12 protein-coding genes and 2 pseudogenes are annotated in these 23,202 nt (G+C 43.9%); 2 read left to right on the forward strand and 12 right to left on the reverse strand.

Going from position 1 to position 23,202, the window contains the following annotated elements; all coding sequences use genetic code 11:
* Nucleotides 1-6: 6 nt before the first annotated feature.
* The 11 genes and pseudogenes from LYNGBM3L_RS06855 to LYNGBM3L_RS06900 form a co-directional block, all read right to left on the reverse strand.
* Nucleotides 7-558: an HD domain-containing protein gene (locus tag LYNGBM3L_RS06855; protein WP_052308411.1), complete on the reverse strand. Its 552-nt coding sequence runs from the start codon at nt 556-558 to the stop codon at nt 7-9.
* 19 nt (nt 559-577) lie between these two features.
* Nucleotides 578-1,702: a TauD/TfdA family dioxygenase gene (locus tag LYNGBM3L_RS06860; protein ID WP_008180713.1), complete on the reverse strand. Its 1,125-nt coding sequence runs from the start codon at nt 1,700-1,702 to the stop codon at nt 578-580.
* A gap of 35 nt (nt 1,703-1,737) precedes the next feature.
* Nucleotides 1,738-2,364: a class I SAM-dependent DNA methyltransferase gene (locus tag LYNGBM3L_RS06865; RefSeq protein ID WP_008180714.1), complete on the reverse strand. Its 627-nt coding sequence runs from the start codon at nt 2,362-2,364 to the stop codon at nt 1,738-1,740.
* Between the two features lie 390 nt (nt 2,365-2,754).
* On the reverse strand, nt 2,755-3,522 hold the full coding sequence (locus LYNGBM3L_RS06870) for a CmcI family methyltransferase (protein WP_008180719.1): 768 nt from the start codon (nt 3,520-3,522) through the stop codon (nt 2,755-2,757).
* A gap of 275 nt (nt 3,523-3,797) precedes the next feature.
* Nucleotides 3,798-5,033: pseudogene (locus LYNGBM3L_RS06875) on the reverse strand (RNA-guided endonuclease InsQ/TnpB family protein).
* 65 nt (nt 5,034-5,098) lie between these two features.
* A complete protein-coding gene (locus LYNGBM3L_RS06880; protein ID WP_008180723.1) occupies nt 5,099-5,464 on the reverse strand; it encodes a thioesterase domain-containing protein in 366 nt (121 codons plus the stop codon).
* Between the two features lie 388 nt (nt 5,465-5,852).
* Nucleotides 5,853-6,005, reverse strand: a pseudogene (locus LYNGBM3L_RS36030) (thioesterase domain-containing protein); the annotation flags it as partial.
* A gap of 15 nt (nt 6,006-6,020) precedes the next feature.
* On the reverse strand, nt 6,021-6,803 hold the full coding sequence (locus LYNGBM3L_RS06885) for an SDR family NAD(P)-dependent oxidoreductase (protein ID WP_008180729.1): 783 nt from the start codon (nt 6,801-6,803) through the stop codon (nt 6,021-6,023).
* A 12-nt stretch (nt 6,804-6,815) separates the two neighbouring features.
* Nucleotides 6,816-7,580, reverse strand: a complete 765-nt coding sequence (locus tag LYNGBM3L_RS06890) for a sulfotransferase-like domain-containing protein (RefSeq protein ID WP_008180731.1) — start codon at nt 7,578-7,580, stop codon at nt 6,816-6,818.
* A gap of 58 nt (nt 7,581-7,638) precedes the next feature.
* The gene (locus LYNGBM3L_RS06895; protein ID WP_044492435.1) at nt 7,639-8,265 is read right to left on the reverse strand and encodes a class I SAM-dependent DNA methyltransferase; all 627 of its coding nucleotides are present in this window, start codon (nt 8,263-8,265) and stop codon (nt 7,639-7,641) included.
* Nucleotides 8,266-8,516: 251 nt separating this feature from the next.
* Nucleotides 8,517-18,032, reverse strand: a complete 9,516-nt coding sequence (locus LYNGBM3L_RS06900; RefSeq protein WP_071986817.1) for a hybrid non-ribosomal peptide synthetase/type I polyketide synthase — start codon at nt 18,030-18,032, stop codon at nt 8,517-8,519.
* Between the two features lie 800 nt (nt 18,033-18,832).
* On the opposite strand from LYNGBM3L_RS06900, the gene LYNGBM3L_RS06905 reads away from it, so the two are divergent.
* Both LYNGBM3L_RS06905 and LYNGBM3L_RS06910 read left to right on the forward strand, forming a co-directional pair.
* Entirely contained in the window at nt 18,833-19,261 is a 429-nt protein-coding gene (locus tag LYNGBM3L_RS06905; RefSeq protein WP_008180740.1) for a hypothetical protein, read from the forward strand.
* 2 nt (nt 19,262-19,263) lie between these two features.
* The gene (locus LYNGBM3L_RS06910) at nt 19,264-21,912 is read left to right on the forward strand and encodes a KGGVGR-motif variant AAA ATPase (RefSeq protein ID WP_008180743.1); all 2,649 of its coding nucleotides are present in this window, start codon (nt 19,264-19,266) and stop codon (nt 21,910-21,912) included.
* 203 nt (nt 21,913-22,115) lie between these two features.
* Here LYNGBM3L_RS06910 and LYNGBM3L_RS06915 read toward each other — a convergent pair whose 3' ends face one another.
* The gene (locus tag LYNGBM3L_RS06915) at nt 22,116-23,129 is read right to left on the reverse strand and encodes a type I glyceraldehyde-3-phosphate dehydrogenase (protein WP_044492436.1); all 1,014 of its coding nucleotides are present in this window, start codon (nt 23,127-23,129) and stop codon (nt 22,116-22,118) included.
* Nucleotides 23,130-23,202: the final 73 nt, after the last annotated feature.

The following is a 23,202-nucleotide window of genomic DNA, read 5'->3' on the forward strand; positions in this document are numbered from 1 at the left end:
TTTATGCTAAATCCTGGGTTGGCGACTGAAAATCGAATCGAGCATCGGTCGGAAATCAGACAGAGACATGGTGTCATAATTAGAGTCAAAAGATAATTGATCCCAGCGATCGCAGAAAATAATGGTTTGCTCAAAAGCGGGATGACCTTTGAACTTGTTGCGCTCATGGCGATCGCCACCAATAAAGTGCTGAAAGTAATAGCCTTGAAACACTTCGTGATGTTCTATCATCCAGGCATTTTCCGGAGACACATAAGGCCGTAAAATCGCGGCGGCCACTTGACCGTGATTGTAGGGCGCGAGGTCATCACCAATATCGTGTAGCAGGGCACAAACAACCATTTCTTCATCAGCACCATCCCGGAATGCCCGAGTGGCTGTTTGTAAGCAATGTTCTAAGCGGTCTACTTGACTTCCCATCTTATGACCGCGCAAGTCTAGCAATGTTTTAACAATCCGGTCTGTCAGACTGTTTACAAGTTCTTCAAAACATTGATTCGTAAAATCCCACTGTTCCTTAGTCAGGGTATCCATTCTTGTGTAACCCGTGATAGTCATAATCCCATAATCCTATTGCTTATCTGTAAAAAGACTGAACCTGGTGGAAATTCTGTCGTCCTGCAAAGTAGTTCCAATCCATATATGCTGTTTCCAGGTGTCTAGAGCCAGAACTGGCGTCAAAAGCTTTACGTCCGTGTAGAATTCGGAAATTCTGCACTAACAAGCAGTCTCCAGGTTGCATCCGAAAACAGTATTCGTAAGCCGGTTTTTTTAGGTAGCGAAAGAATCCATAGTAAGCTTCATAAAAGCTTTCCATCTGCTCGAATGGTAAATCTAATCCCAAATTTTTGTGGCTGAAGAATATGTTAGTTACTTCCTCAGTGTCGTTTAGTTTGATAATTGGCTTTGTCTGGGAAACATAATAATCCCAGTCCTGGTAAAGTTGCCAAAAGGTGACAGGGGTTTGAGTTAAAATTTCAAAGTAGTGGGGATGATCTTGACGAAAATCCTGAGCCACACGAAAACCGTCTACTACGGTGGACTCACCCCCACAGGCTTCATTTTCTACACAATAGAGTAGTTGGACAATGGGTGGGGTAGGCAAGAAGGTGATATCGGTATGGGGTGATAAGGCATTACCCGCTGCTGAGAGAGACAAGTCTTGACCATTTGGGATAGCCTTAACTGTGGAGTAGCGTCCGTATTGAGCTAGATAGTAAATTGGTCCAATGGAAGAGACGAAAGTCTCTAACTTCTCCCAAGGCATTTTTCGCAATAGGGTAAACCCTAGGGTAGAAAGTTGATTCATCCAGAATTCAAAAGAACCATTACTATATTCACACCACTCTGGTGGATTGGCATCTAACCAAGCTTTGTCCCAAAGTTGCTTTTCCCTAGGAGATAACCTAGGTTCCGGTTTGGGGTCGTAGGCACGACTCAGGAGCCAAGATCGGGGAAAAATACTGCGGTGGGGAGGGTCTTCATCCCAGTCAATGATGAGTTTTTCATCTTGGAACTGCACGGATTTGGGTTTTGGCAGTTCTAGGCGATCGCTGAGATCGTTAATTTTCTGAAACGAACTAGGATGATAACACCGAGGACACAAACAATGGTCATATAACCAGATGTAATGAAAACGCTTCCCGTCAAGGGTTAGGAAGCGATCGCTTTGAATTAACTCTTTATAGTCTAATTTCAACATTTGTTTTTCTGTTGCTTAGAGTTCGAGCCTAATAACTAGCAAACTTTATAGGCCCAGACTTGTAAATAAATATCTGGTTCGGCTTCCGGTAGGTTAGCAAATGGCTCTCCTTTTTCAACTAACTTCCACTTCCCAGCAGCTTCTAGGGCTGCTTGCTTGTCTTTAAAATCACTATTCTGGTAATAATCGGGACGAATAGTAAAAATGATATATCCCCCTGGCTTAGTAATACGAATTAGTTCATCAAAACCACTGCTGGGAGCATGGCCTAATGTGAACGTTCCGACGCTAATAATCCCATCAAAGGTGTCCGTTGCCAAGGCTAAAGGTTCGCCCAATATTCCTTGGTGAAGTGCGATGTAAACGTTCTTTTTTCTCGCTTCTTCCAGCATCCCTGCTGAAATATCCATTGCCTCTAGATTGCCATATCCGCGCTGATGAAGAACTTGCCCGACTAGCCCAGTTCCCGCCCCAGCATCTAATATCTTGGCTTCTTTAGAAAGATACTTGACCAAAACCTCGACGGCGGGTTCGGGTCCGGTATAGTTTTCAGGCAACAAATCTTGCTCATACTCCTTAGCCCATACATCATACCTTTCGGCTAATTCTTGATTGTTTTGAGAACTGTATACCCAATGTACCGTATCTGTTTTTTTGCTCATACTTTTACTGAACACTATTTTCTACATTCTTAAGAGAGGTTTTAACGTAAGTTGCTAGTTATAGCAATTCTACGACTTGTGAGGTACAAATTTCTGGTTTTTAGGGAGCAGGGAGCAGGGAGCAGGGAGCAGGGAGCAGGGAAGAGGGAAGAGATAAAAAATAATGTGTACCTCATGAGCCCTATAAACGTTATACAAAGGTTAAGTGTTAACACACACCTAAGTCCCCTTGTTCTACGCCCTTGGCGTATGCCCGAAGGGCTATAGGGGGACCAACGGGGGATCTCAAAAGATTAGGTATATAACTAGCAACTTGTGTTTTTAGTCATGAATTAGTTATACTATCCCCCCTCATAAAACCAGGATAGCTCTGGCTTTTTATCATGCTGTTTAGACTCTTTTCATAATTGAATTCCAACACTTTGAACCATTGTAACCAAATAAATCTTGATAGTAAGTATCAATTCGATAATCGTTTGTATACTTTAGCAAAAAATCTTTAACACAATTATTTTTTTCTTGTTTTGCCTCTCCATTATCTTCATCATTAAAACTTTCATTCCAATATTCCCAACCGTATAAGTTAGTATCCTCAACGATCAAGTAATCTCCTGTCTGTAAACCTTTTTGGTGAAAATATTCAAGGATTCCAACTATATTGAAGTGAGCATCTTCTATTACCAACCAAGGGTGGGGAAGTCCAGAAAGCATCTCGGCAGGAAATACTTCATCAATTTTGTAGGAATCTCCTTCTAAAAAATGAATGCGCTCGTCTTTTTTAGCTTTTTCATCTAAAAAAGATAGATTTATATCAACCGAGTAGATCTGACCTTCAATCCCAAACAACTGCAAATTGTCTGCTAGCCAAACTGCACTTCCACCGTTAAATGCACCAATTTCGATAATTGTTTTTGGTCGTAGTTCGTACATTAGCATCGGATAAATAACCATTTCCATGGCGCTTTTCTGAATATGTAAATCTTTCCAATGCTGTTTGTAGCTGCTTTTGAGGAGAGTTTCCCAAACTGGTGTGGGAATATCCCCGCGCTCTTGGCGAATCTCAATACTCGCAAACCGATCTACCCTAGATAACTCTTTTTTATGAGGTTTTTCTTGGCTTAAGCTTTGATAGCCAAATATATCCTGTGCTTTTGACATTCTTTTTCTCCTGTTTTTTTGACCGAACGTGATCACAAATTATATCAATTCCGGCTACATTGGGATAATATTCATTCTGCTTGGGGGAACTTCCGTTCTTAGTTTACTTATCCCGCTCAGCTTTGAGCTGTTGAGCTAAAATCCGAACGTGAGGCTCCATAATCATAGTGAAATGGTTTCCGGAATATGACACTCTAAGGATTGGGTCGCAATCTGGCTCCACCCCCAAGTTGGATCTTCTAGAGTCATTTCCTGATTAGTTGACACTCCCCGCCCTATAAGGACGGGGATTCTTCACTCAACGATTCGGCTTGCTGAACCTGGCCGGAACCAAGAACAGTAGAGGCTAAATCTCCTGAAGCGTTTCGGGGAACCCGACGCTACGCGAACGGGTCTATGACCCAGGTTCCGGTGTGCCCCACCGTACCCAAGGCTTGTTGGAGTATGTTGATTGCGGCGTTATGGTCTCTGTCTAACTTGCAACCACACTTACAGACGTGAGTCCTAGTTGACAATGACTTCTTCACTGTTTCACCGCACTCGGAGCAATTTTGGCTGGTATAGGCAGGATTCACTGCAACCGTGACCCTGCCAAACTTAATTCCAAAATGCTCTAACCATTTCCTAAATTGATACCAACCTGCATCATTAATAGACTTGGCAAGACAATGGTTTTTAACCAGGTTATTTACCCTTAAATCTTCATAGGCGACCAGATCGTTAGACCGGATTACGCAACGTGCCAGTCTCTTGGCATGTTCTTCACGCTGCCTACTTATTTTAAGGTGATGCCTACCTAGTCTATTGATGGCTTTCTTGCGGTTAGTTGAACCTTTCTTTTTCCGAGAAACTCGACGTTGATAAAATTTTAGTCGCTTTTCGCCTTTGCGATAAAATCTAGGGTTAGGTTCAGTATTTCCATCAGAGTCAGTATAGAACTCTTTTAGACCTACATCTAATCCTATAGTCCTTTTAGAGGGGGCTAGTTCCTCTTTCACATCAACTGCAACACAAAACTGAACATAGTAGCCATCAGCTCTTTTTACAATGCGAACTCGTTTGATTTGCTTTATATCAAAGCGCCACAAGTCCCATTTTCCTTTGAGTTTGAGCTTTCCTATGCCTTTTTTGTCCCTGAAGGTTATAGACTTCTTGTCAGGTGAAAGTTTCCATCCAGATTGCTTGTACTCTACAGAGCGACAATGTTTTTGGAATCTAGGAAAACCTTTCTTTCCTGGTACCTTCTTCTTACAATTGTCATAAAATCGGACAATCGATGACCATGCACGCTCAGACGCTGCCTGTCGCGCGGTTGAGTTCAGTTCATTAGCAAAAGGGAATTGTTTGGCCAGTGTTTTGCAATACTTGCTAAGGTCATACTTCCCAGTCCCTTTATTGTCCATCCATAATCTAATGCAAGAATTGCGAATGAATTTGACTGTCCGAATAGCCTCATCTATTGCAGAGTACTGACTTTCTTTACCGTAGGCTTTGAACTCAATTATGGTCACCGGATATCGACCTCCTCCGTTACTATTTTATCTTACACCATTTGGCGACAAATATCCGGGCAGACTCAAAAATAAAAAGCCGTCCTAGAAGGACGGGGCTTTAAACCCAAACTTTTTGGTAAATAATTCCCTAAAGCACCAACCTCACTGGCTCGGAAGAAGTTAATCGGAATTGAATCAATCTTCTGGGGTAGATAGCCAGCACTGGCTTCAGTATTAGCCTTGTAAACTGCCAGAATTCGCTTCAACTCAGTTTGACTCAACATCTGTCCAGACTTTTGCAATTGTTCCAGGAGATAGCTCAGTTGTTCATCCCCATCTAGAGACTGAAGTATTTTTGGCGAAATCTTGAGGTTTTGACCCAAAATGCTTTCGTAAATACTGGCTAGGTTGGTTATGGACTTGGTATAGCAGAAGTCAGAAGTCCGCAAGTCAGAAGTCAGAAGTCAAACTCTTGCGCTTACTTAGGTTTGAGACTTTTGTCATGTCCTAACTGCCCTGTCTTGATGCAGTCGCTCATGGGGGAAACCCCCAAGACCGCGCTGCATCGCTGGCGACTGCTATATTATCCCATTGAGCTGCATCTTTTTCTGGAGCCGGAACCTCTACCTGATATCATGTCCGGTTGAAGACTCAATACATCGGGGTAATGGTTTTAGGTTTTAGGGTAATGGTAAAAGGGCTGATTATTCATCTAATCGCAAAAACCCTGATTGAACAGTATTTTTCAGTTCCGTGCCACCTGCCACCTGCCACCTACCACCTGCCACCTAACACCTTAGACTTTTGTGATGATTAATTATCCGGATTTTATATGAATTCCATAATGGCCAGCAAAGATACTTCCTGTCCTTGATTCCGTAATTGTTGAGCCATCTCAAATGCGACTTTTCCCCCGAAAGAATGACCACCTAGTAGATAGGGTCCGTTGGGTTGAACTGCTTGTAGGGCTTTAATATGGTGGGCAGCAATTACCAATTCTTTTTATTACCATAGAGACCCCGCAGATACAGTTAGCTCCTGCATTGTCATACCAACTGCTTCATCTCGGCAGAGGAAAGCAGCTAGTTCGCCAATTTCTTGAGGCTGTATGATCCTTTTCTGGGGGTAGCTCTGCTTAACTTCTTCAAAATATTCCGCAAAACTTCGACCTTCAGATTCAGCAAACTCTCTCATCGCGTTTTTGCCAAGCTCCGTTTCTACCCAACCCGGACTAATGGCATTGCAGGATACCCCATGAGGCGCTCCTTCTAAAGCCACACAACGAGTTAGCCCAACCACTGCTGCTTTAGAAGCACAATAGGCAGGAACATTAGGATTACCAACTGAGGCAGCAGTAGAAGCAATGTTGATAATGCGACCCCACTTGCGTTCGATCATTCCTGGTAAACAAAACTTGATCGTACGATAAATACCATTGAGATTAACATCAATAATACGATACCAGTCTTGATCAGGATGCTCGCATATTTTATGCAGGTAGGTTATTCCAGCAGCATTAACCAGAATATCGACTTTACCAAAAGTTTTGAATACATTATTGCAAAAAGTCTCAACTGAATCACTAGAAGAGACATCTAGGGTCATTGCTAAAGCCTTAACCCCCTTTGCCTCAATTTCTGTTTGGCAAGAACTTTTCTCAGCGGAGCGGGAGCCAATGGCTACGTTAGCCCCAATTTCTGCTAAAGCAAGAGCGACGGCTTTACCTATACCCGATGTACCGCCGGTTACTATTGCTACGCGACCTTGTAAAAATTTTTCTTTATTCATATTGCTATCCCATTAAATTGCGAAATGATAAAGCTCTTCATAAACTTTCTGCGCTCCCTCAAGCATCCCGAAATCTTCAGGACGAATTTGCACTTTTTTTTGAGTTGGTGGCACAATCCAACTGCTACCGTCTAGAGTTTTATACCATTTAGCTCGACTCTCCATTTCATCAGGCTGACATTCCCTCCATTTATCCTCATTAAAACTCAACATTTGGGGGTCAAACTTAACTCCTATGCGTTGGCAATATTCGGTCAAAACTTTTTGGGTATGGCGACGGAAGGAATTAGCTTCAACAAGGATTGGTTTCTGTTTTAATTGCTTAGTTACTATTTGCCACATTTGTTTCAAGGCATCAAAACCAAACTCTTCATTTGTAGGAGACTCATTTACCCGATACCAGGAAGCCATTACCTGCTGAGGATGACGCACAATGAAAGTATTGATCGCAGAAGCGAGAAAATCCTGAGGGATGTATGGCAGTCCTTGGTAAGCCATCTCTTTCATAAAAACTAGAGGAGCTGCCTCCGCCTTTGATTTTATTTCTTCAAGTACCTGAGTAGGTTGGTAATCTTGGCGCTGTTCACAATCGCCAAAGCGATTGGAACGCCGCCATTTGCTGAAGTAATAAACATCAAGGAATGGTTCATCAATGATTGCTGTATCTGGGCGTTGTGAAAAAGTTCTCTCGAAGGCGGTTGATACAGATCTAGGTGTAGCCCATAATACCACAATTTTGGGTTTATTTACCAAATTGTTAAGGTTTTGATAGTTCATCAAAAAAAAAAACGCTTTCCCTACTATTTTTAGATGATTTATTGTTGATATCACGCTCCTAACAAACCTTGTACACCCAAACTTTTAAATAAACACCAGTGTCTTTCTTTTGATGGGTAATAAATTTCTCTGTCGCTGTAACCATTTCCCATTGACCAGACCCCTCTAGGGCAGTTAGCTTTGGTTTGAACTCGTTACTCTCAGACAGATCGGTAGGCATACTAACAACAATGTATCCCCCTGGCTTGGTAATACGAATCAGTTCGTCAAATGCGTTACTTTTGACATGTCCATAGGTAAAAACCCCAACACTAATGATGGCATCAAAGGTGGCTGAGGGAAAATCCAAGGGTTCACCCAAAACTTGTTGGTGGAAACTGGTGTAAACATTCTTTTTCCGAGCTTCCTCTAGCATGCCTGAAGATATGTCCATCGCCTCTAGGTGATGGTAACCGCGCTGGTGCAGAAATTGCCCAACCAAGCCTGTACCTGCTCCGGCATCTAAAATCTTGGCATCTTTGGAAACATAATTGACCAATACCTCCGCTGCAGGCTCTGGCCCCACATAGCCAAATGCATCATCTAGGTCTTGCTCGTAGTCTTTAGCCCAGATGTCATAGCGTTCAATTAATTCCTGATTATTCTGGGAACTATAGACCCACTGAACTGTATCTATTTTACTCATGTTTTTTCCGATACTATCTTTGTTAACAAGCATCTTGCTTAAGCTCCCAATTTGAGGTGAAATCTTCAGCTAGGCTTTCCCTAGCTGAGGCAGGGCAATAGAAAACACTAACGGGTGCATCTCATTTTTGTAAAAAAGTTGCGTAGGGTGCGTTAGGGGAGCCTCATTTTCCGCCTCGTAGCCAGGGTTTGGAGGAACCGCCCCGTAACGCACCACCGTGTCAAACAGCTTTGAGGAGATGCACCCAAACACTAACCTAATCTTGCTTGTGCTTTATCTAGGCAGTATTGTAGCTGTTGAGCTAAAACTGAAATATGGGGTTCGGTTACCATAGAGAAATGGTTCCCTGGGACAACATGAAATTCTAAGGGTTGAGCAGAAAGTCGGTCCCAGCCCCAGGTTGGATCTTTTAGGGTAGTTAACTGATTAGGTAAATAATCCCCCAAAGCACCAACCTCACTGGCTCGGAAGAAAGTAATCGGAGTTCTATCAATCTTCTGGGGTAGATAGCTCGCACTGGCTTGAGTATTAGCTTTGTAAACCTCAAAGATTCGACTCAGGTCAGTTTTACTCAACATCTGACCAGTCTTTTTCAATCGTTCCATAAAGTAGTTTAGCTGTTCTTCCGAACTAATAAACTGGAGTGCTTCGCGGGAAATATCCAGGTTTTGACCTAAAAGGCCTCCATAGATAGTCGCTAACTCAGCTATGAATTTGGCATTATCCCAATTAACTACGTCTTTCTCTGGTTCAGGAATTTCTACTTGGACATCGACAATGGCCAGCATTGACACTTCCTGTCCTTGATTCCGTAATTGTTGAGCCATCTCAAATGCGACTTTCCCCCCGAAAGAATGACCACCTAGTAGATAGGGTCCGTTGGGTTGGAGTGCTTGTATAGCTTTAATATGGTGGGCAGCAATATCTGCCATACGAGTATAAGGTTGGAAGTCCTCCTCAAGACCAAGCGTACGCAAACCATATAACGGTTGTTCCGAATCTAGATTACGTGCCAACTGCTGGAAGTCAAAGACATTGCCAAGAATTCCGGAAACCAAGAATAAAGGAGGCTTGGAACCCTGGGGCTGAATGGGCACTAAGGTAGAAAGGAAGGAGTCGGTTCCAGTGGAGTTATTTTGGGTTGCTAGGCTTGGCGAATCGAGATCAGCAAAAACTTCTTGGGATAAATAATCAACCATTGCCTCTATGGTTGGATAGTCAAATACTAGAGTTGAACGTAGAGAGCAGCCCACGCTAGATTGGAGATGATTCCTCAACTCCACTGCCATTAAAGAATCTAGACCCAAATCAATTAACCTTTGCCCCAGTTCTATTTGATCTGGAGAACTTAATCCTAAGGTTTTAGCAATTTGGGTACGAACGCGCTCTACTAATAAATCCCGACGTTGGTTAGCAGGAACTGCCTCTAATTCTGTCTTAAAATCAAGATTTGTTTCCCTGACAGTAGTATTTACAGTAGTATTTGGCGCAACATCTTCATAGAAAGGTGGCAGACTGTGGAATTGCCGTAGCCACTTCTGCCAATCCACTGACATTACACCTACTTGTGCTAGATCTTGTTGAAGCAGTTGTTCCAGTGCAAACAATCCCTGCTTCGGAGCTACGTTTGCTAGTCCCCAAGCAGCTATTCGCCCCTGATGGTCAGTACTCAGTTTTGCCCCCATTCCTATCTCACCCCAAGGTCCCCAATTAACGGTTAAAGCAGGTAATCCCAAGGCTTGACGATGAGCTGCTATGGAATCGAGAAAGGCATTAGCTGCCCCATAGCTCCCTAGACCGTGAGAACCTAATAAGGAGGAAATGGAGGAGAAACAGACAAAGAAATCCAAAGGCTGGTTTTGGGTAAGAGCATGTAGATTCCACGTTCCCTGCACTTTGGCAACCAGAACTTGGGCAAAGCGCTGCCAATCTTGCTGCGACAGTCCGCTGAACTCAACAACTCCAGCGCAGTGAACTATACCCCCTAGAGGAAACGAGGATTGCTCTATCTTAGTTAGTAACTCGGTAACTTGCCCTGCATTAGAGACATCTGCTTGGGCTACTACCACCCGAGCGCCTAAGTTTTCTAGCTTTCTTAACTTATGCTCGATCGCTGGTTTAGGACTACTTCGTCCTACTAGCACCAGGTTTTTTGCCCCTTGTTCTACCATCCACTGGGCTACCAGTAAACCTAAATCTCCTAAGCCACCAGTAATTAGATAGCTGCGATCGTTGTGGAACACCAGAGGCTTGTTTGTTTCAACAACAGGGGAGCGAGATACTAGCCTAGCTACATAACGAGCTTGGTTGCGAAATGCTACTTGGTCTTCTTTATCCTCTGACTGAATTTCTGCCCATAGGGTTTGTATCTCATCCACTGCTGGGTTAGGGTCTAAATCCACCAGGACGGAATTGAATTCTGGGTATTCTAAACCAATAACTTTTCCCATGCCCCATAAGGGAGATTGAGCCACTCCAGGTACAGCAGGATTTGCTCCCACTGCTTGCGCTCCTCGGGTAGCAAACCACAAACGAGGAGGTTTACCATCTTGCTTCAGGAGAGTTTGGATTAGATATAAAGTACTGCCACAGCTAATCCTTGAGGCTAACTCTAGGTCAAGGGAGGAATCTAAGCTCCATAGATGTACCACCCCATCAATGTTCGAGATTTTCTCCCAGAGCTGCTGATAGTGTTGAGGGTTAGCAGGGTCTATCCTGAACTTGTGCTCAGCTATCTGTTCGTACTCCTTACCAGGGAAGACAACTGTACATCCCTGGTCTTGGGACTGGAGTAGGGCAACTAACTGCTGGCCAACTCCTTGACTATTAGTAAATATCAGCCAGTTCTTCGGCTTGAGTAGTGCAGAACTCTGAAGTTCTTTGATACGCCACTCTACCTGATAAAGGCAATTCTCTAGAGAGTTCTCGGGGGTTTTTGGTAGTGCTTCGTGGTGGCTTGTTTTACCATTACCATTACCATTACCGTTACCATTACCATTCGGGTGAGGAAGTACTCCCTGCCGATACCAATCGGGAGCCTCTACCCAATAGTGCTGTCGCTGGAAGGGATAAGTGGGTAGTTGTTCCCGACAGCGCCCATAGTCAATATCAAAACCAAACCAATCTACTGATACTCCCTGGACATAGAGTTGACCCAAACTGGTCAGGAGCTGTTGCCAATCATCTTGTTGAGGACGCAAACTAGGAAGCCACAATCCCTGATGTTCCGGTAAACAGTCGCGACCCATTCCCAAGAGGATTGGTTTGGGACCAATCTCTAGCAATACTTCCACACCCTGCTGTTCGAAACTATTCATACTAGCAGCAAATTGGACTGGCTGGAGAATATGACGACACCAATAACCTGGGGTTGCTATTTCTTCCGTTGCTACTTTACCAGTAACATTACTTACAAGCTTGATTTGTGGTGAAGAAAAGCTGATTTGTCGAGCCACTTGCTCAAACTCTGCCAGCATTGGCTCCATCAATGGCGAGTGGAAAGCATGGGATACCGTTAATTTCTTGGTCTTGATGCCATCAGCTTCCAGGGTGGAAATAACTGCATTAATCGCTTCGCGCTTTCCAGAAATGACTATACTTTCAGGCCCATTAATCGCAGCAATAGAAACATCTTTTTCATAGGGTTTAATGGCGGCGATCGCTTGTTCTAATGAACCCAATAAAGAGACCATCTCCCCATCTTGAGGTAAAGCCTGCATTAGCCTTCCCCGTTCCGCAATCAGTTTCAGGCCATCTTCTAGACTAAACACTCCAGCCACACAAGCAGCGACATATTCCCCAACACTATGACCCATAACTACATCAGGTTCTATTCCCCAAGATTTCCACAACTGGAACAGGGCATATTCGATGGCAAATAAAGCCGGTTGGGTATAAGCCGTCTGATTCAGTGACCAGTTATCAGTGGCTAGTGACTGGTCAGAGTCGGGATAAAGTACTTCTAGTAAAGATTGGTCTAGATAAGAGCGCAGGATTTCGTCGCAGCGATCTAGGGCTTCTCGGAAAGTAGGTTGGGTTTCGTAGAGTTGACGACCCATGCCCACATACTGGGAACCTTGCCCAGTAAACAGAAAAGCGATCGCGTTTGGTTTTTGCTGACTATTTACTACACCAACCATCGGTGGTGGGAAAGCTGCCAATTGTTCCTGTAGCTGCTGTTTAGATTCAGCCACAACGGCTAAACGATGGTTAAAGTCTTTGCGTCCTGTATTAGCTGTAAAACAAATATCACCCAACTCTGCATCTTGATCACCATCAAGATAATTCACATAACGCTCTGCCAACTCTCGTAAAGCCTGATCTGTTTTCGCCGATAGTGTCAAAACATGCCACGGGCGCTCATTTTTTAATTTTGCATTTTTAATTTTGAATTGTTCCGGTGCTTCTTCCAAAACCACATGGGCATTGGTTCCTCCCATACCAAAAGAACTCACTCCAGCCCGGCGGGGAGTTCCATTTCTTTCCCATTCAGAAAGTTTTGTATTAACGTAGAAAGGGCTATTTTCAAAATCAATGTTGGGATTAGCTTGTTTAAAGTGGAGCGTTGGCGGTATTTGCTTGTGTTTTAAGGCCAATACTGTTTTAATCAGTCCGGCAATTCCTGCTGCTTCAATCAAATGTCCAATGTTAGTTTTTACTGAGCCAATGGCACAAAAGGGCCGAGACCCCGCGCCGCCGTTAGCGAAGCTCTCCGCCTCAGCGGAGTAAGGCGCAAGGGAACCCTCGGCAAGACCGCCTTTTTTATCACTACTCTTGGCAAATGCTTGGCTTAGGGCTCCTATTTCAATCGGGTCTCCCAAAGCTGTTCCTGTGCCGTGGGTTTCTACATAAGTAACCGTACTAGCATCGACCTCAGCTTCTGCCATAGCCGATGATATTACCTCTAGTTGACCTTCCACGCTGGGAGCTGTATAGCCCACCTTCAAGGCTCCATCATTATTAACTGCAGAACCTTTAATCACTGCTTGGATATTATCCCCATCTTCAATGGCTTTGCTGAGTAATTTGAGGATAACAATGCCAACTCCACTCCCAAACACAGTTCCCTTCGCTTCAGCATCAAAAGCTCGGCAGTGACCATCGTCAGAAAAAATCATATCCTCTTGATAGAGATAGCCCGTCTTCTGGGGAACTGTCACCGCAACACCTCCTGCCAGAGCTATGTCACATTCGCCGCTTTGCAGACTTTGGCAAGCCATATGTACTGCCACTAGGGAAGTAGAACAAGCGGTTTGTACATTAACGCTCGGCCCAGTTAAATTCAACTTGTAAGAAACCCTTGTGGGCAGAAAATCCTTACCATTAGCTAACCTTACCTGAAGATCTAAGGCTGAACCTAAAAAGGTGCGTTGGGGGGAAAAACTGCGGTTAGGATGAACATTGTTGATTAAGTAAGTATTCATGCCAGAACCAGCATAAACCCCTACTGATCCGGAATAGGTTTGAGGATTGTAGCCAGAAGTTTCTAGAGCTTCCCAGGCACATTCTAAGAAAATCCGCTGTTGGGGATCCATAATTTCTGCTTCCTTGGCGCTGTAGCCAAAGAAAGAAGCATCAAACTTCTCAACACCAGGTAAAACTGCCCCCGCATTGACGTAGTGAGGCTGGTTCAATAAGGTGGTGTCCTCTAATTCCAATTCCTGCTCAGCAAAGAAGGAAATGGATTCGATACCATCTCGCAGATTTTGCCAAAATTCATCAATATTCTTAGCACCTGGGAAACGACCAGATATGCCAATGATGGCTATTTCCGTTCCAGTAATGGTACGCCTTTTCTTTTGTTTACGGTCACTCAGACCTAGTTCTTCTTTTTGTACCTTACTTAAATTTTGAGCCAAACGCTGTATGGTTGGGTATTGAAACAGCTTGACAATGGATAGTTGGGAGCCAAACGTTCCTGTTAATTTGTTATAAACCTGGGTCAGGAGTAAAGAATTACCACCTAGTTCAAAGAAATTATCCTTAATCCCCACTACCTCTAACTGCAGAACTTCCTGCCATACCTTAGCTATAACTTGCTCTGTTTCTGACTGGGGCCTCACTAGAGCTGTTGCCAAATCGGGACGAGACCGGTCTGGGGCAGGCAGTGCCCGGCGATTTACCTTGCCATTCGGGGTCAGAGGCATTTCCTCTAGGGTCACAAAGCCAGCCGGAACCATGTAGTCCGGTAGATTTTTGTGCAAATAACGGCGTAATTCTGGTTCCAATTGGCTGGCTACTTGTCCTTGTAAGGGATTATTAGCATAGGCTGTCCAGGGCAGACCAGCAGATCGGGTCATGGGGAACTTGGGCGCAGATGTGCCTTTTTGAAATAAAACATCATAGCAACCCTTAGTTTGGGAGTCAGACCAGTTAATAGCAATGGTATAAGGCAGTTGATCGCTTAATTCCCACCAATCTTCTGGTTCTATGGCATCAACCTTTAACTGTTGGAGGTTTTCCCTTAGTTCACCTACTGTGGCAGTTTCTCCATTGTGCAGCAGTTTCAGAAGCTGAATTTCTTCGGACAATCGGCCATTAGGTACTCCTTTAATACCTAGGACCTCTGGCTGTTCTGCCACCAGTAGTTCCTGGATACCACTCAATTGGTTATCATTACCATTAGCTTTCGCCTCTTCCCAGTTTAACCAGCTTGGCTCTGCTGTAGGAGAAATATCTTTACCGACATGAAGAATCGCATCATAGCGGAATTTGCTCATTTCATTCTGGTAACGCCCCCGCCTGAGCTGTATTTGGACGTCACTAATTTGGGGAAGATGTGCCCCCAAGGCGGTGAAAAAGCCCGGGTCGATGGCCATTTGCCCCTCTTGGACTATGGCTTTGCGCACTCGCTGCAGCAATTGCTTTTTGGTCAAGGAGGTGGGAGCTTGCTGCAGTTGCACAGAGGCGTGGAAAGCTTCTAACAAGGGCAAACTACGTACATCTCCGATGAAAATGCTTCCCCCAGGTTTTAGCAACTTCGCTGCGATTTCGATAACCTCTACTAGGTAATCTATACCGGGGAAAAGTTGCACCACTGAGTTAATGATTAAGGTGTCAAATGCTCCTGCCTCAATTTCCTCAAACGCTTTGTCAGCATAACCCTGGCGCAGCTCTACATGAGACCAACTGCCCTCCAATTTATCCATCTGTTCCTGGATATAGCGCAGGGCTTGGGGAGCAATATCTACACCGCAGTAAGAGGAACAGTGGGGAGCAACACGAAATAACAACATCCCAGTACCGCAACCAATTTCTAGTACGCGGTTGGGTTTACAGGAGAGAATCCTCTCAACTGTCCCCTCTACCCATTCGCGCATGTGGGCGGCTGGGATAGGCGCACCGGTATAGCTGTCGTTCCAACCACTGATGTTGAAGGTGGGATCGGCTTCAGTTGCTTCTTGGCTATAAGCCAGGTTCCACAACTCTTGCCATTGCTCTTGGATAGCTTGGGCTTCGCTTTCGTCTGTATCTTCACTACCTTGGTAGTTGGGATTGGGAACAATATAAGCTACCAGGCGTTTATCCCCTCCTGAAACACCATTGCCTTGGTTTTCCTGGGCAACAACGACACTTTGATTTACCCCAGCATGTCGGTTCAGCACTGATTCGATTTCTCCAAGTTCAATGCGGAAGCCGCGAACTTTTACTTGATGATCGATACGACCGAGAAACTCGATCTTGCCATCGGGCAAGTAACGGGCTAAATCTCCAGTTTTGTAGAGGCGTTCTGATTTTGATTGATCAAAGGGATTGGTAATAAATTTTTCTTTGGTTAAATCTGGACGATTACGATAACCTCTAGCCAGCCCGGCTCCACCAATGTGTAGTTCGCCAGCGACTCCAATGGGGACTGGCTGCAGATGGGCATCGAGGATATAGATTTGCGTATTGGCAATGGGTTGGCCGATTGATTCTGGAGCATCTAATCCTGGTTGGGATTGCCTGCCTTTAGCTACTTCATGGACAGTTGACCAGATAGTGGCTTCTGTCGGACCGTACATATTCCACAGGGAAGCTTTCCTCGAGAGGAGCTGATCCGCCAGTTCTGAGGGTAACGCTTCGCCACCACAAAGGATTTTTAACCCTGGGATACCTTCCCAACCGGATGCTAAAAGCAAATACCAGGTGGCTGGAGTGGCTTGCATCACCGTAGCGTCACTATCTTTGATCAGTTTCCCCAACAACTGCCCGGAAGAAGCTACTTCACGGCTGACCAAAACGATCTTGGCTCCAACACTAAGGGGCAGGTAAAGTTCTAGTCCGGCAATATCAAAGGATATGGTGGTAACTGCTACCAGAGTATCCTGTGACCTTAATCCAGGCCGTTGGGCCATCGAAGTTAAAAAGTTGACTACGGATTGATGAGGAATTTGCACTCCCTTAGGTTTGCCTGTGGAACCAGAGGTGTAGATCGTATAAGCTAAGTTTTCCGGCTTTACGCCACTATCGGTGTTTCCCTGGCTTTGTTGAGAAATTAGTTCCCAATCAGTATCTAAGCAAACTATTGTTAATTTTTCTTTGTCGGCAACTAATGACTCTTGATTGGTAACTAAGGACGAATGAGTCAATAATACTGGTGCTTGGGCATCTTCTAACATATAGGCCAAGCGCTCTTGGGGATAGGCTGGATCTAAGGGCACATAAGCCCCACCTGCTTTAAGGATTGCCAATAGTCCCACCAGCATTAAATGCGTTCGCGAAGCGGCTCTGAAGGAGCTTCGCTCTACACAAATACCCACTAATACTTCTGGCCCTACACCCAGTTCTTGCAAATAGTGGGCCAGTTGATTGGCTCGTTGGTTAAGTTCTCGGTAACTTAGTTGTTCTTGTTCAAATACTACAGCTACTGCATCTGGGGTGCGTTCAGCTTGCTCTTCAAACAACTGATGGATACACTTGTCCTGGGGATAGTCTGCTGAGGTATCGTTCCACTCCACCAGCAGTTGCTGCCGTTCGGCTTCAGTTAATAGGGGCAAGGTAGAAATTGACTGCTCCGGATTGGCAATCATTCCCTCTAGCAAGGAAAGCCAATGCCCCAACATTCGCCTAATTGAGTCGGATTTAAATAACTCTGTGTTGTATTCCCAGCTTAATCTTAATTTTCCTTCTGTTTCTTTAGCTACCACCACTAAATCGCACTGGCTGGTGTAGGCTGAGATTTCTTTGAGTTCTGCTTCACTAATTCCTGTCTGTGACAGAGGGAATGGTTGATCGCACCACACCAACATCACTTGAAAAATCGGGGCTTTTGCTAATTCTTCTGCTAATTCTTGATTGCTGTTAATCCCCTTGAGGAGTTCTTCAAATGGGTAATCTCGATATAAGGCAGCTTCTTCAACGGTTTGGCTAACCCGCTTTAAAACTTCTTTCCCACTGATATCACTGCTTTCATCACTGCTTAGATCTGTCCGCAAGGCAATCGGATTAATCCTAACTCCACCCTTGTGTTCCCCTTCCTGGGAGGTCTTCAACCCCCTGGTTTCTTTTACACTAGTTGCCACAGACCCGATGATGATATCTGCGATGCCCGTATAACGGAGCCACATAATTTTCAAGGCGGCCAGGAGGACGGTAAATGGGCTGACCTTGAAGCGATCGCTTAGGGTTTTTAGGTCTTGGTAAAACTCTCTATCCAGCTTGGTGACTTCTGTTGCTACCTTTACCGATGACACCGATAAACGTGGATAATCTATTGGGATTTCTAACACTGCTAAACCCCCTGAGAGCCTTTGCTGCCAGTAGGTTCTTTGTTCGGTTAGATTGATTTTGGTTCAATCGTTGTCCCTGTAACCATTACACAATCCCAAGTTTTTCAAACACTAGATACCTTAAACGATAATCAGAGATAAATCAAGGGTGAGCTGCTGAAAACTACTCTCAACTCCTTAACTGATAGTAGGGCTGTGACATTGCTCGTCCAAGATAGATGGGGAGATGGGGCGATTGTTATTAAGGGGAATTATCGGGACATGATATTACTCATTAGGTTGAAGCCAAACCGGGAATAGTTTCTAGTTTAGCTGGCTGTTTGGTCGATAATTAGTTATAATTAAAAACTTTTACTTTTTCCCTTTGACCCTGTTATCAACGGTGAACAGGAATTTTGGGATGCTCTGTAGGAGCTGCGAAGCGAAGGCTAATTTCTGGTCAATAAATCTGTCCTAATCGTTTCTAAGAGGGGTAAAACAGTGCTGCTCGGATAGTATAGCACTACGCATTAAGGTGTTTGACATTGATCAAAGCTGACAAAGTGCGACCCGTGGCGAATTAAATTCTTAATGCGGAAAGCGCACCTAAGCTAATGCACGTCAACTTTTGCCTCTTGCCTGTTGCCTCTTGCCTTGCGCGTAGCGCTATACCGACCGATAATTTTGACCTTCGCGCAAGCCTGTGCGCCTTAGCTCACCTTAAACTTTACCCCAGTAATAAGGGAGAGAGGGCTTATTGCCATCAACCCTGCCAAGGATTATCCCACAGTCAATCAATTCCCTTGTTTCGAACTTACTAGACGAGTTAAACTATTAAAGTTCCTGTTCTACCGTAAGCTATTAGATAAAATCCGAGTATGATACATGCTGGTGTAAGTGAATTAAAACAAGCTTTTCATAAGCATCTTGCAGCTCATACCTCTGTTACTGGTTCTTCTTCCTATCTTTTGCTGTTTTATGCTGCGGAATGTGGACTCAAGAGTATTTGCTTGAGAAGAAACAACTTACGAACCACAAAATCCTTTCAAGATCCGATAAAAAACCATGGTCATAACTTAGATAGCTGGTGTAAAGAGCTGAGAATTTCTGCTAGTCAACTTACTGTTAAAACCCAAACTAAAAATAAGTCAACTCCTTCCTTTCGTATTGCCTGTGATGATTCTATTCAAGATATCGGAAAAGCTCATCAAGTTTGGCGATATGGCATTACCATAAAGAAAGAAGATGAAGAACACGTAATCGAGTGGCTCCATCAGCTTTGTAATTGGATTAAAGAGAATATATAACGATGATTCCATCAGATATTCGACTGTACACCTGGGTAGATGTAGAAGAAGTATTGTTGCGATCGCAAGAGCAAGAGCAATGGCCAAAAGACTTAGTTTGGGCTAGAGGGTATTGGGATGAATTAGTTCTCGGTATTCGTCCTGGTACTCAAAGCTCAATCAAAACATGGCTTCAGGAAGTCTACGAACCTCGATTCCAAGATAATGGCCAACAGGGTAATGATTGTATTATCCTCGAAAGTGCCGAGGGCAATCAGCGCACCTTACCGATTATTTTAGAAGAAACAGAGGAAGAACCCCCAACTCCTAAACTTATCCCCAATCTAGCTAGACCTACTGTTATTTGGCAACGAACTGAGAAGCTTCAAGCACCGGATATCTTCCCAGATGATTTACCTCCAGTGCTTGCCTTTCATTCTTTTAAAGGTGGTGTGGGTCGAACGACTCATGCTCTGGCCCTAGCACAAGCTTTAATCAACGCCAAGCAAAAAGTTCTTTTGATTGATGGCGATTTAGAGGCTCCTGGAATTAGTTGGTTATTAGAATCTAGGCTGCCTTATCCTCCTATTTGTTTCGCCGATATTATTGCCTTAATTCATGGAGACCCTTCTCCAGACGCAGAGCAAACCATTGACTTAGCAACCCAAAAACTTCAAAATGCTTTAGTAGACGGAATCTATATATTACCTTCCTTTCGTGTTAATAGCCGATTGATTGGTTTAGCCATTAAGCCAGAACATCTAATTAAAGGCCATAAAAATCCTTTTATATTGACAGATAGTTTAGCTCGTCTCGGCAAAGCCTTAGGAGTAAATGTTGTTTTAGTAGATTTGCGAGCAGGACTCTCGGAATTAGCAGCAGGATTAATTTTAGATCCGCGAGTCTATCGGATCTTTGTCTCTACGTTAAGCGGACAATCTATCAGCGGAACTGGGAGGCTTTTAGAATTAATTGCTAAACTAGCACCCTCGACACGAGATAAAGACCCTTACCCTGCTTTTATTTTGACTAAAGTTCCTCAAGATGAAACAGCTGAAAATTTAATTATCGAATCAGAACAAACACTTTTAGAAGCCATTAAAACCTTGCTAGGGGAAGATAGTGAACCAATTAGAATTACCACCCCATTTACTGAAAGGTTACAAATTTTGTCTAATTCTTGGCAAGAGGTTTGGCAGCACTTGGGAACTTCTCAATTGATTGATTTACTACATCCTTTATTAGAATGGCTGCCTGATAATTTAAATAAATCCAATCCACCAGATGAACCTTTAAGTTTATTAAAGTCTCAAAGAGAAAGCTTGAGAGATATAGCCGAAAAAATGATTTATGCAGAGCATGCTGAAACTGAAGATTTTCTAGTTACTGAATCTTTGGCAAATTTAGCTAATAATTATCGAAACCAGATTCCAATCACTGTCGTTATTGGAGCCAAGGGTTCGGGTAAAACTTATACGTTTATGCAAATTATACGCAGAAAAGAATGGCAAAAATTTGGAGAAGATGTAGGAGTAAGTAATGTAGATAGCACAGCCTTTATAGCACCAATTATCGCTTCAACTAATCTCAATAATAAAGCAAAAGAAATAGTAGATGACGTCCGGAAATATTGTGCTGAACAGATAGGGTTGACACCTCCCGTCAATGACAGTGAGATTAAAGACTATATTCGAGAAGGATGTCAACAGAATTTACATGAAGGTCAATGGCGCGATCGCTGGTTGGATGTCATTGCCAAGAGTCTAGGTATGACAGGTAAAGGTCGCGATTTACCTAAGTATCTAGCTGATAATAAACAAAAAATAGTAGCTGTAATTGACGGCTTGGAGGACTTATTTCAAGAATTTGCTCAGGATAAAGCTCAACAAACTGCTTTACGAGCGTTATTGCAAGATGTCCCTCAATGGCTGGAACAACAACCCTTTCGTGGTTTAGGAATTATTATTTTTGTCAGACAAGATATTTTCAAGGCTTCTGTCCGTCAAAATTCCGGTCAAATGATGTATCGCTATCAGCCTTATGGGTTAAGGTGGAATGAAGAAAGCGTATTGAGATTAGTTGCTTGGGTTGCCAATAAAGCTAAGATTTGGTTAAACTTAAATCCAGACGAGCTTCAAGATATGAATGAAGCAGAACTTACGGAAAGTCTAAGACCCTTGTGGGGCAAAAACCTAGGAAACGATCGCTCTAGACAAGCACGTTCTGCTCCGTTTGTCATTGCCGCATTATCTGACTACAATGGACAAATTCAGTCTAGGGATGTCGTGCGTTTTCTTAAAATTGCGGCAGGACAATCCATTGATGATGATTATTGGCAAGACCGAATTCTAGTTCCCAAAGCAATTCGAGGTTGTTTGGATGAATGCAGCCAAGAAAAAATTACAGAAATAGAGCTAGAAAATGAACCGTTAAAAAGAGTATTTAATAAATTACGTCAATTATCAGCAGATAATAAAAAAAACCCTTTTCAACTAGAAAATATTGGCTTATCTCCAGAAGACATTAGCCTCCTTAAAGAAAATGGAGTCATTATCGCTGACGGCGATAAGTATTACGTTTCAGAAATCTTTCGTTTAGGATTAGGGTTTTCCCAAAATGTTGGCAGACCAAAAATTATGGCTTTAGCTCGTCGAGCTGGACAAGGAATCTAGATGATGCTTATTAAGGGATTATTTACCGCTCCCCTCCTTAAAAGAAGGTGATTGAAACGGTTAAGGGAGCAGGGCTGTTTCAAAATTCAATAAATTAGAGCGAGAGAGGGGAATAGGTTAAACGCATTGGTTCAATAAACTATGAACCCTAACGAATAAACACTCTTCCCCAGACTCTTGCTTTACGAACTAGGCTCTCACAACTAATTCGACCATTTTTGGGCAACTAACTCAGCCAAATCTACAACCCGCTGAGAGTAACCCCACTCATTGTCATACCAGGCAACAACCTTAACCATATCGCCACCCATGACCATAGTTAAGCTAGAATCCACAATTGAGGAAGCATCATGACCCCTGTAATCACAGGAAACAAGAGGTTCGTCGCCGTAAGCCAAAATTCCCTTGAGTGGGCCTTCAGCTGCTTCTTTGAGCACTTGATTGACCTGCTCAGCAATGGTACTTTTCTCCACTTGAACCACCAAGTCAACGATAGACACATTAGGAGTTGGCACCCGCAGAGCAATACCATTGAGTTTCCCTTTCAGTTCAGGAATCACTAGGGCTACCGCTTTGGCCGCACCAGTAGAGGTAGGGACAATGTTGAGCGCTGCTGCCCGAGCCCGACGTACATCCCGGTGGCTCGCATCAAGAAGCCGCTGGTCCCCCGTGTAGCTGTGGGTTGTGGTCATTGTCCCTTTGATAATGCCAAACTGCTCATGCAGTACTTTGGCAAAGGGAGCTAGACAGTTGGTAGTACAGCTAGCATTGCTAATCACGTTATTTCCTTCGTCGGTGTAGTCTTCGTGATTAACACCCATGACATAGGTGGGGACGTCGCCTTGGCCAGGAGCAGTGATTAGCACTTTCTTAGCACCAGCAGCTATATGCTTGCCAGCTCCATCCTGATCTCGGAAGACACCAGTGGCTTCGATAACTAGGTCAACACCCCAAGAGTCCCAGGGCAAGTTCAAGGGGTTCCGGTCGGATACACACTTGACAGTTTTTCCATTAGCTGTGATGGAATTTTGATCACAACTGATATCTGCATCAAGTTTGCCCAGCATTGAGTCGTATTTGAGCAGATGGGCATTTGTCTTGGGATCAGAGGTATCATTGATTCCCACTATCTCTAACTGGCTATTCTCCCGAGTCAGCCAGCATCTCATAAAGTTGCGTCCGATGCGTCCAAAACCATTGATCGCTACTCTAATCACTGCTTCTTGCCCTCTGTAATTCAAAGTAAATATTTTCTTAATGATTCTAATAATATCGCAAAGGTTGAAACAA

Source organism: Moorena producens 3L (genome assembly GCF_000211815.1).
GTDB classification, from domain to species: domain Bacteria; phylum Cyanobacteriota; class Cyanobacteriia; order Cyanobacteriales; family Coleofasciculaceae; genus Moorena; species Moorena producens.

Excerpts from the sequence above, each read along its gene's own strand:
- LYNGBM3L_RS06865 (WP_008180714.1), bottom strand. The coding sequence starts at position 2,364 with ATGAGCAAAAAAACAGATACGGTACATTGGGTATACAGTTCTCAAAAC.
- LYNGBM3L_RS06870 (WP_008180719.1), bottom strand. The coding sequence starts at position 3,522 with ATGTCAAAAGCACAGGATATATTTGGCTATCAAAGCTTAAGCCAAGAA.
- LYNGBM3L_RS06885 (WP_008180729.1), bottom strand. The coding sequence starts at position 6,803 with ATGAATAAAGAAAAATTTTTACAAGGTCGCGTAGCAATAGTAACCGGC.
- LYNGBM3L_RS06890 (WP_008180731.1), bottom strand. The coding sequence starts at position 7,580 with ATGAACTATCAAAACCTTAACAATTTGGTAAATAAACCCAAAATTGTG.
- LYNGBM3L_RS06855 (WP_052308411.1), bottom strand. The coding sequence starts at position 558 with ATGACTATCACGGGTTACACAAGAATGGATACCCTGACTAAGGAACAG.
- LYNGBM3L_RS06860 (WP_008180713.1), bottom strand. The coding sequence starts at position 1,702 with ATGTTGAAATTAGACTATAAAGAGTTAATTCAAAGCGATCGCTTCCTA.
- LYNGBM3L_RS06910 (WP_008180743.1), top strand. The coding sequence starts at position 19,264 with ATGATTCCATCAGATATTCGACTGTACACCTGGGTAGATGTAGAAGAA.
- LYNGBM3L_RS06905 (WP_008180740.1), top strand. The coding sequence starts at position 18,833 with ATGATACATGCTGGTGTAAGTGAATTAAAACAAGCTTTTCATAAGCAT.
- LYNGBM3L_RS06895 (WP_044492435.1), bottom strand. The coding sequence starts at position 8,265 with ATGAGTAAAATAGATACAGTTCAGTGGGTCTATAGTTCCCAGAATAAT.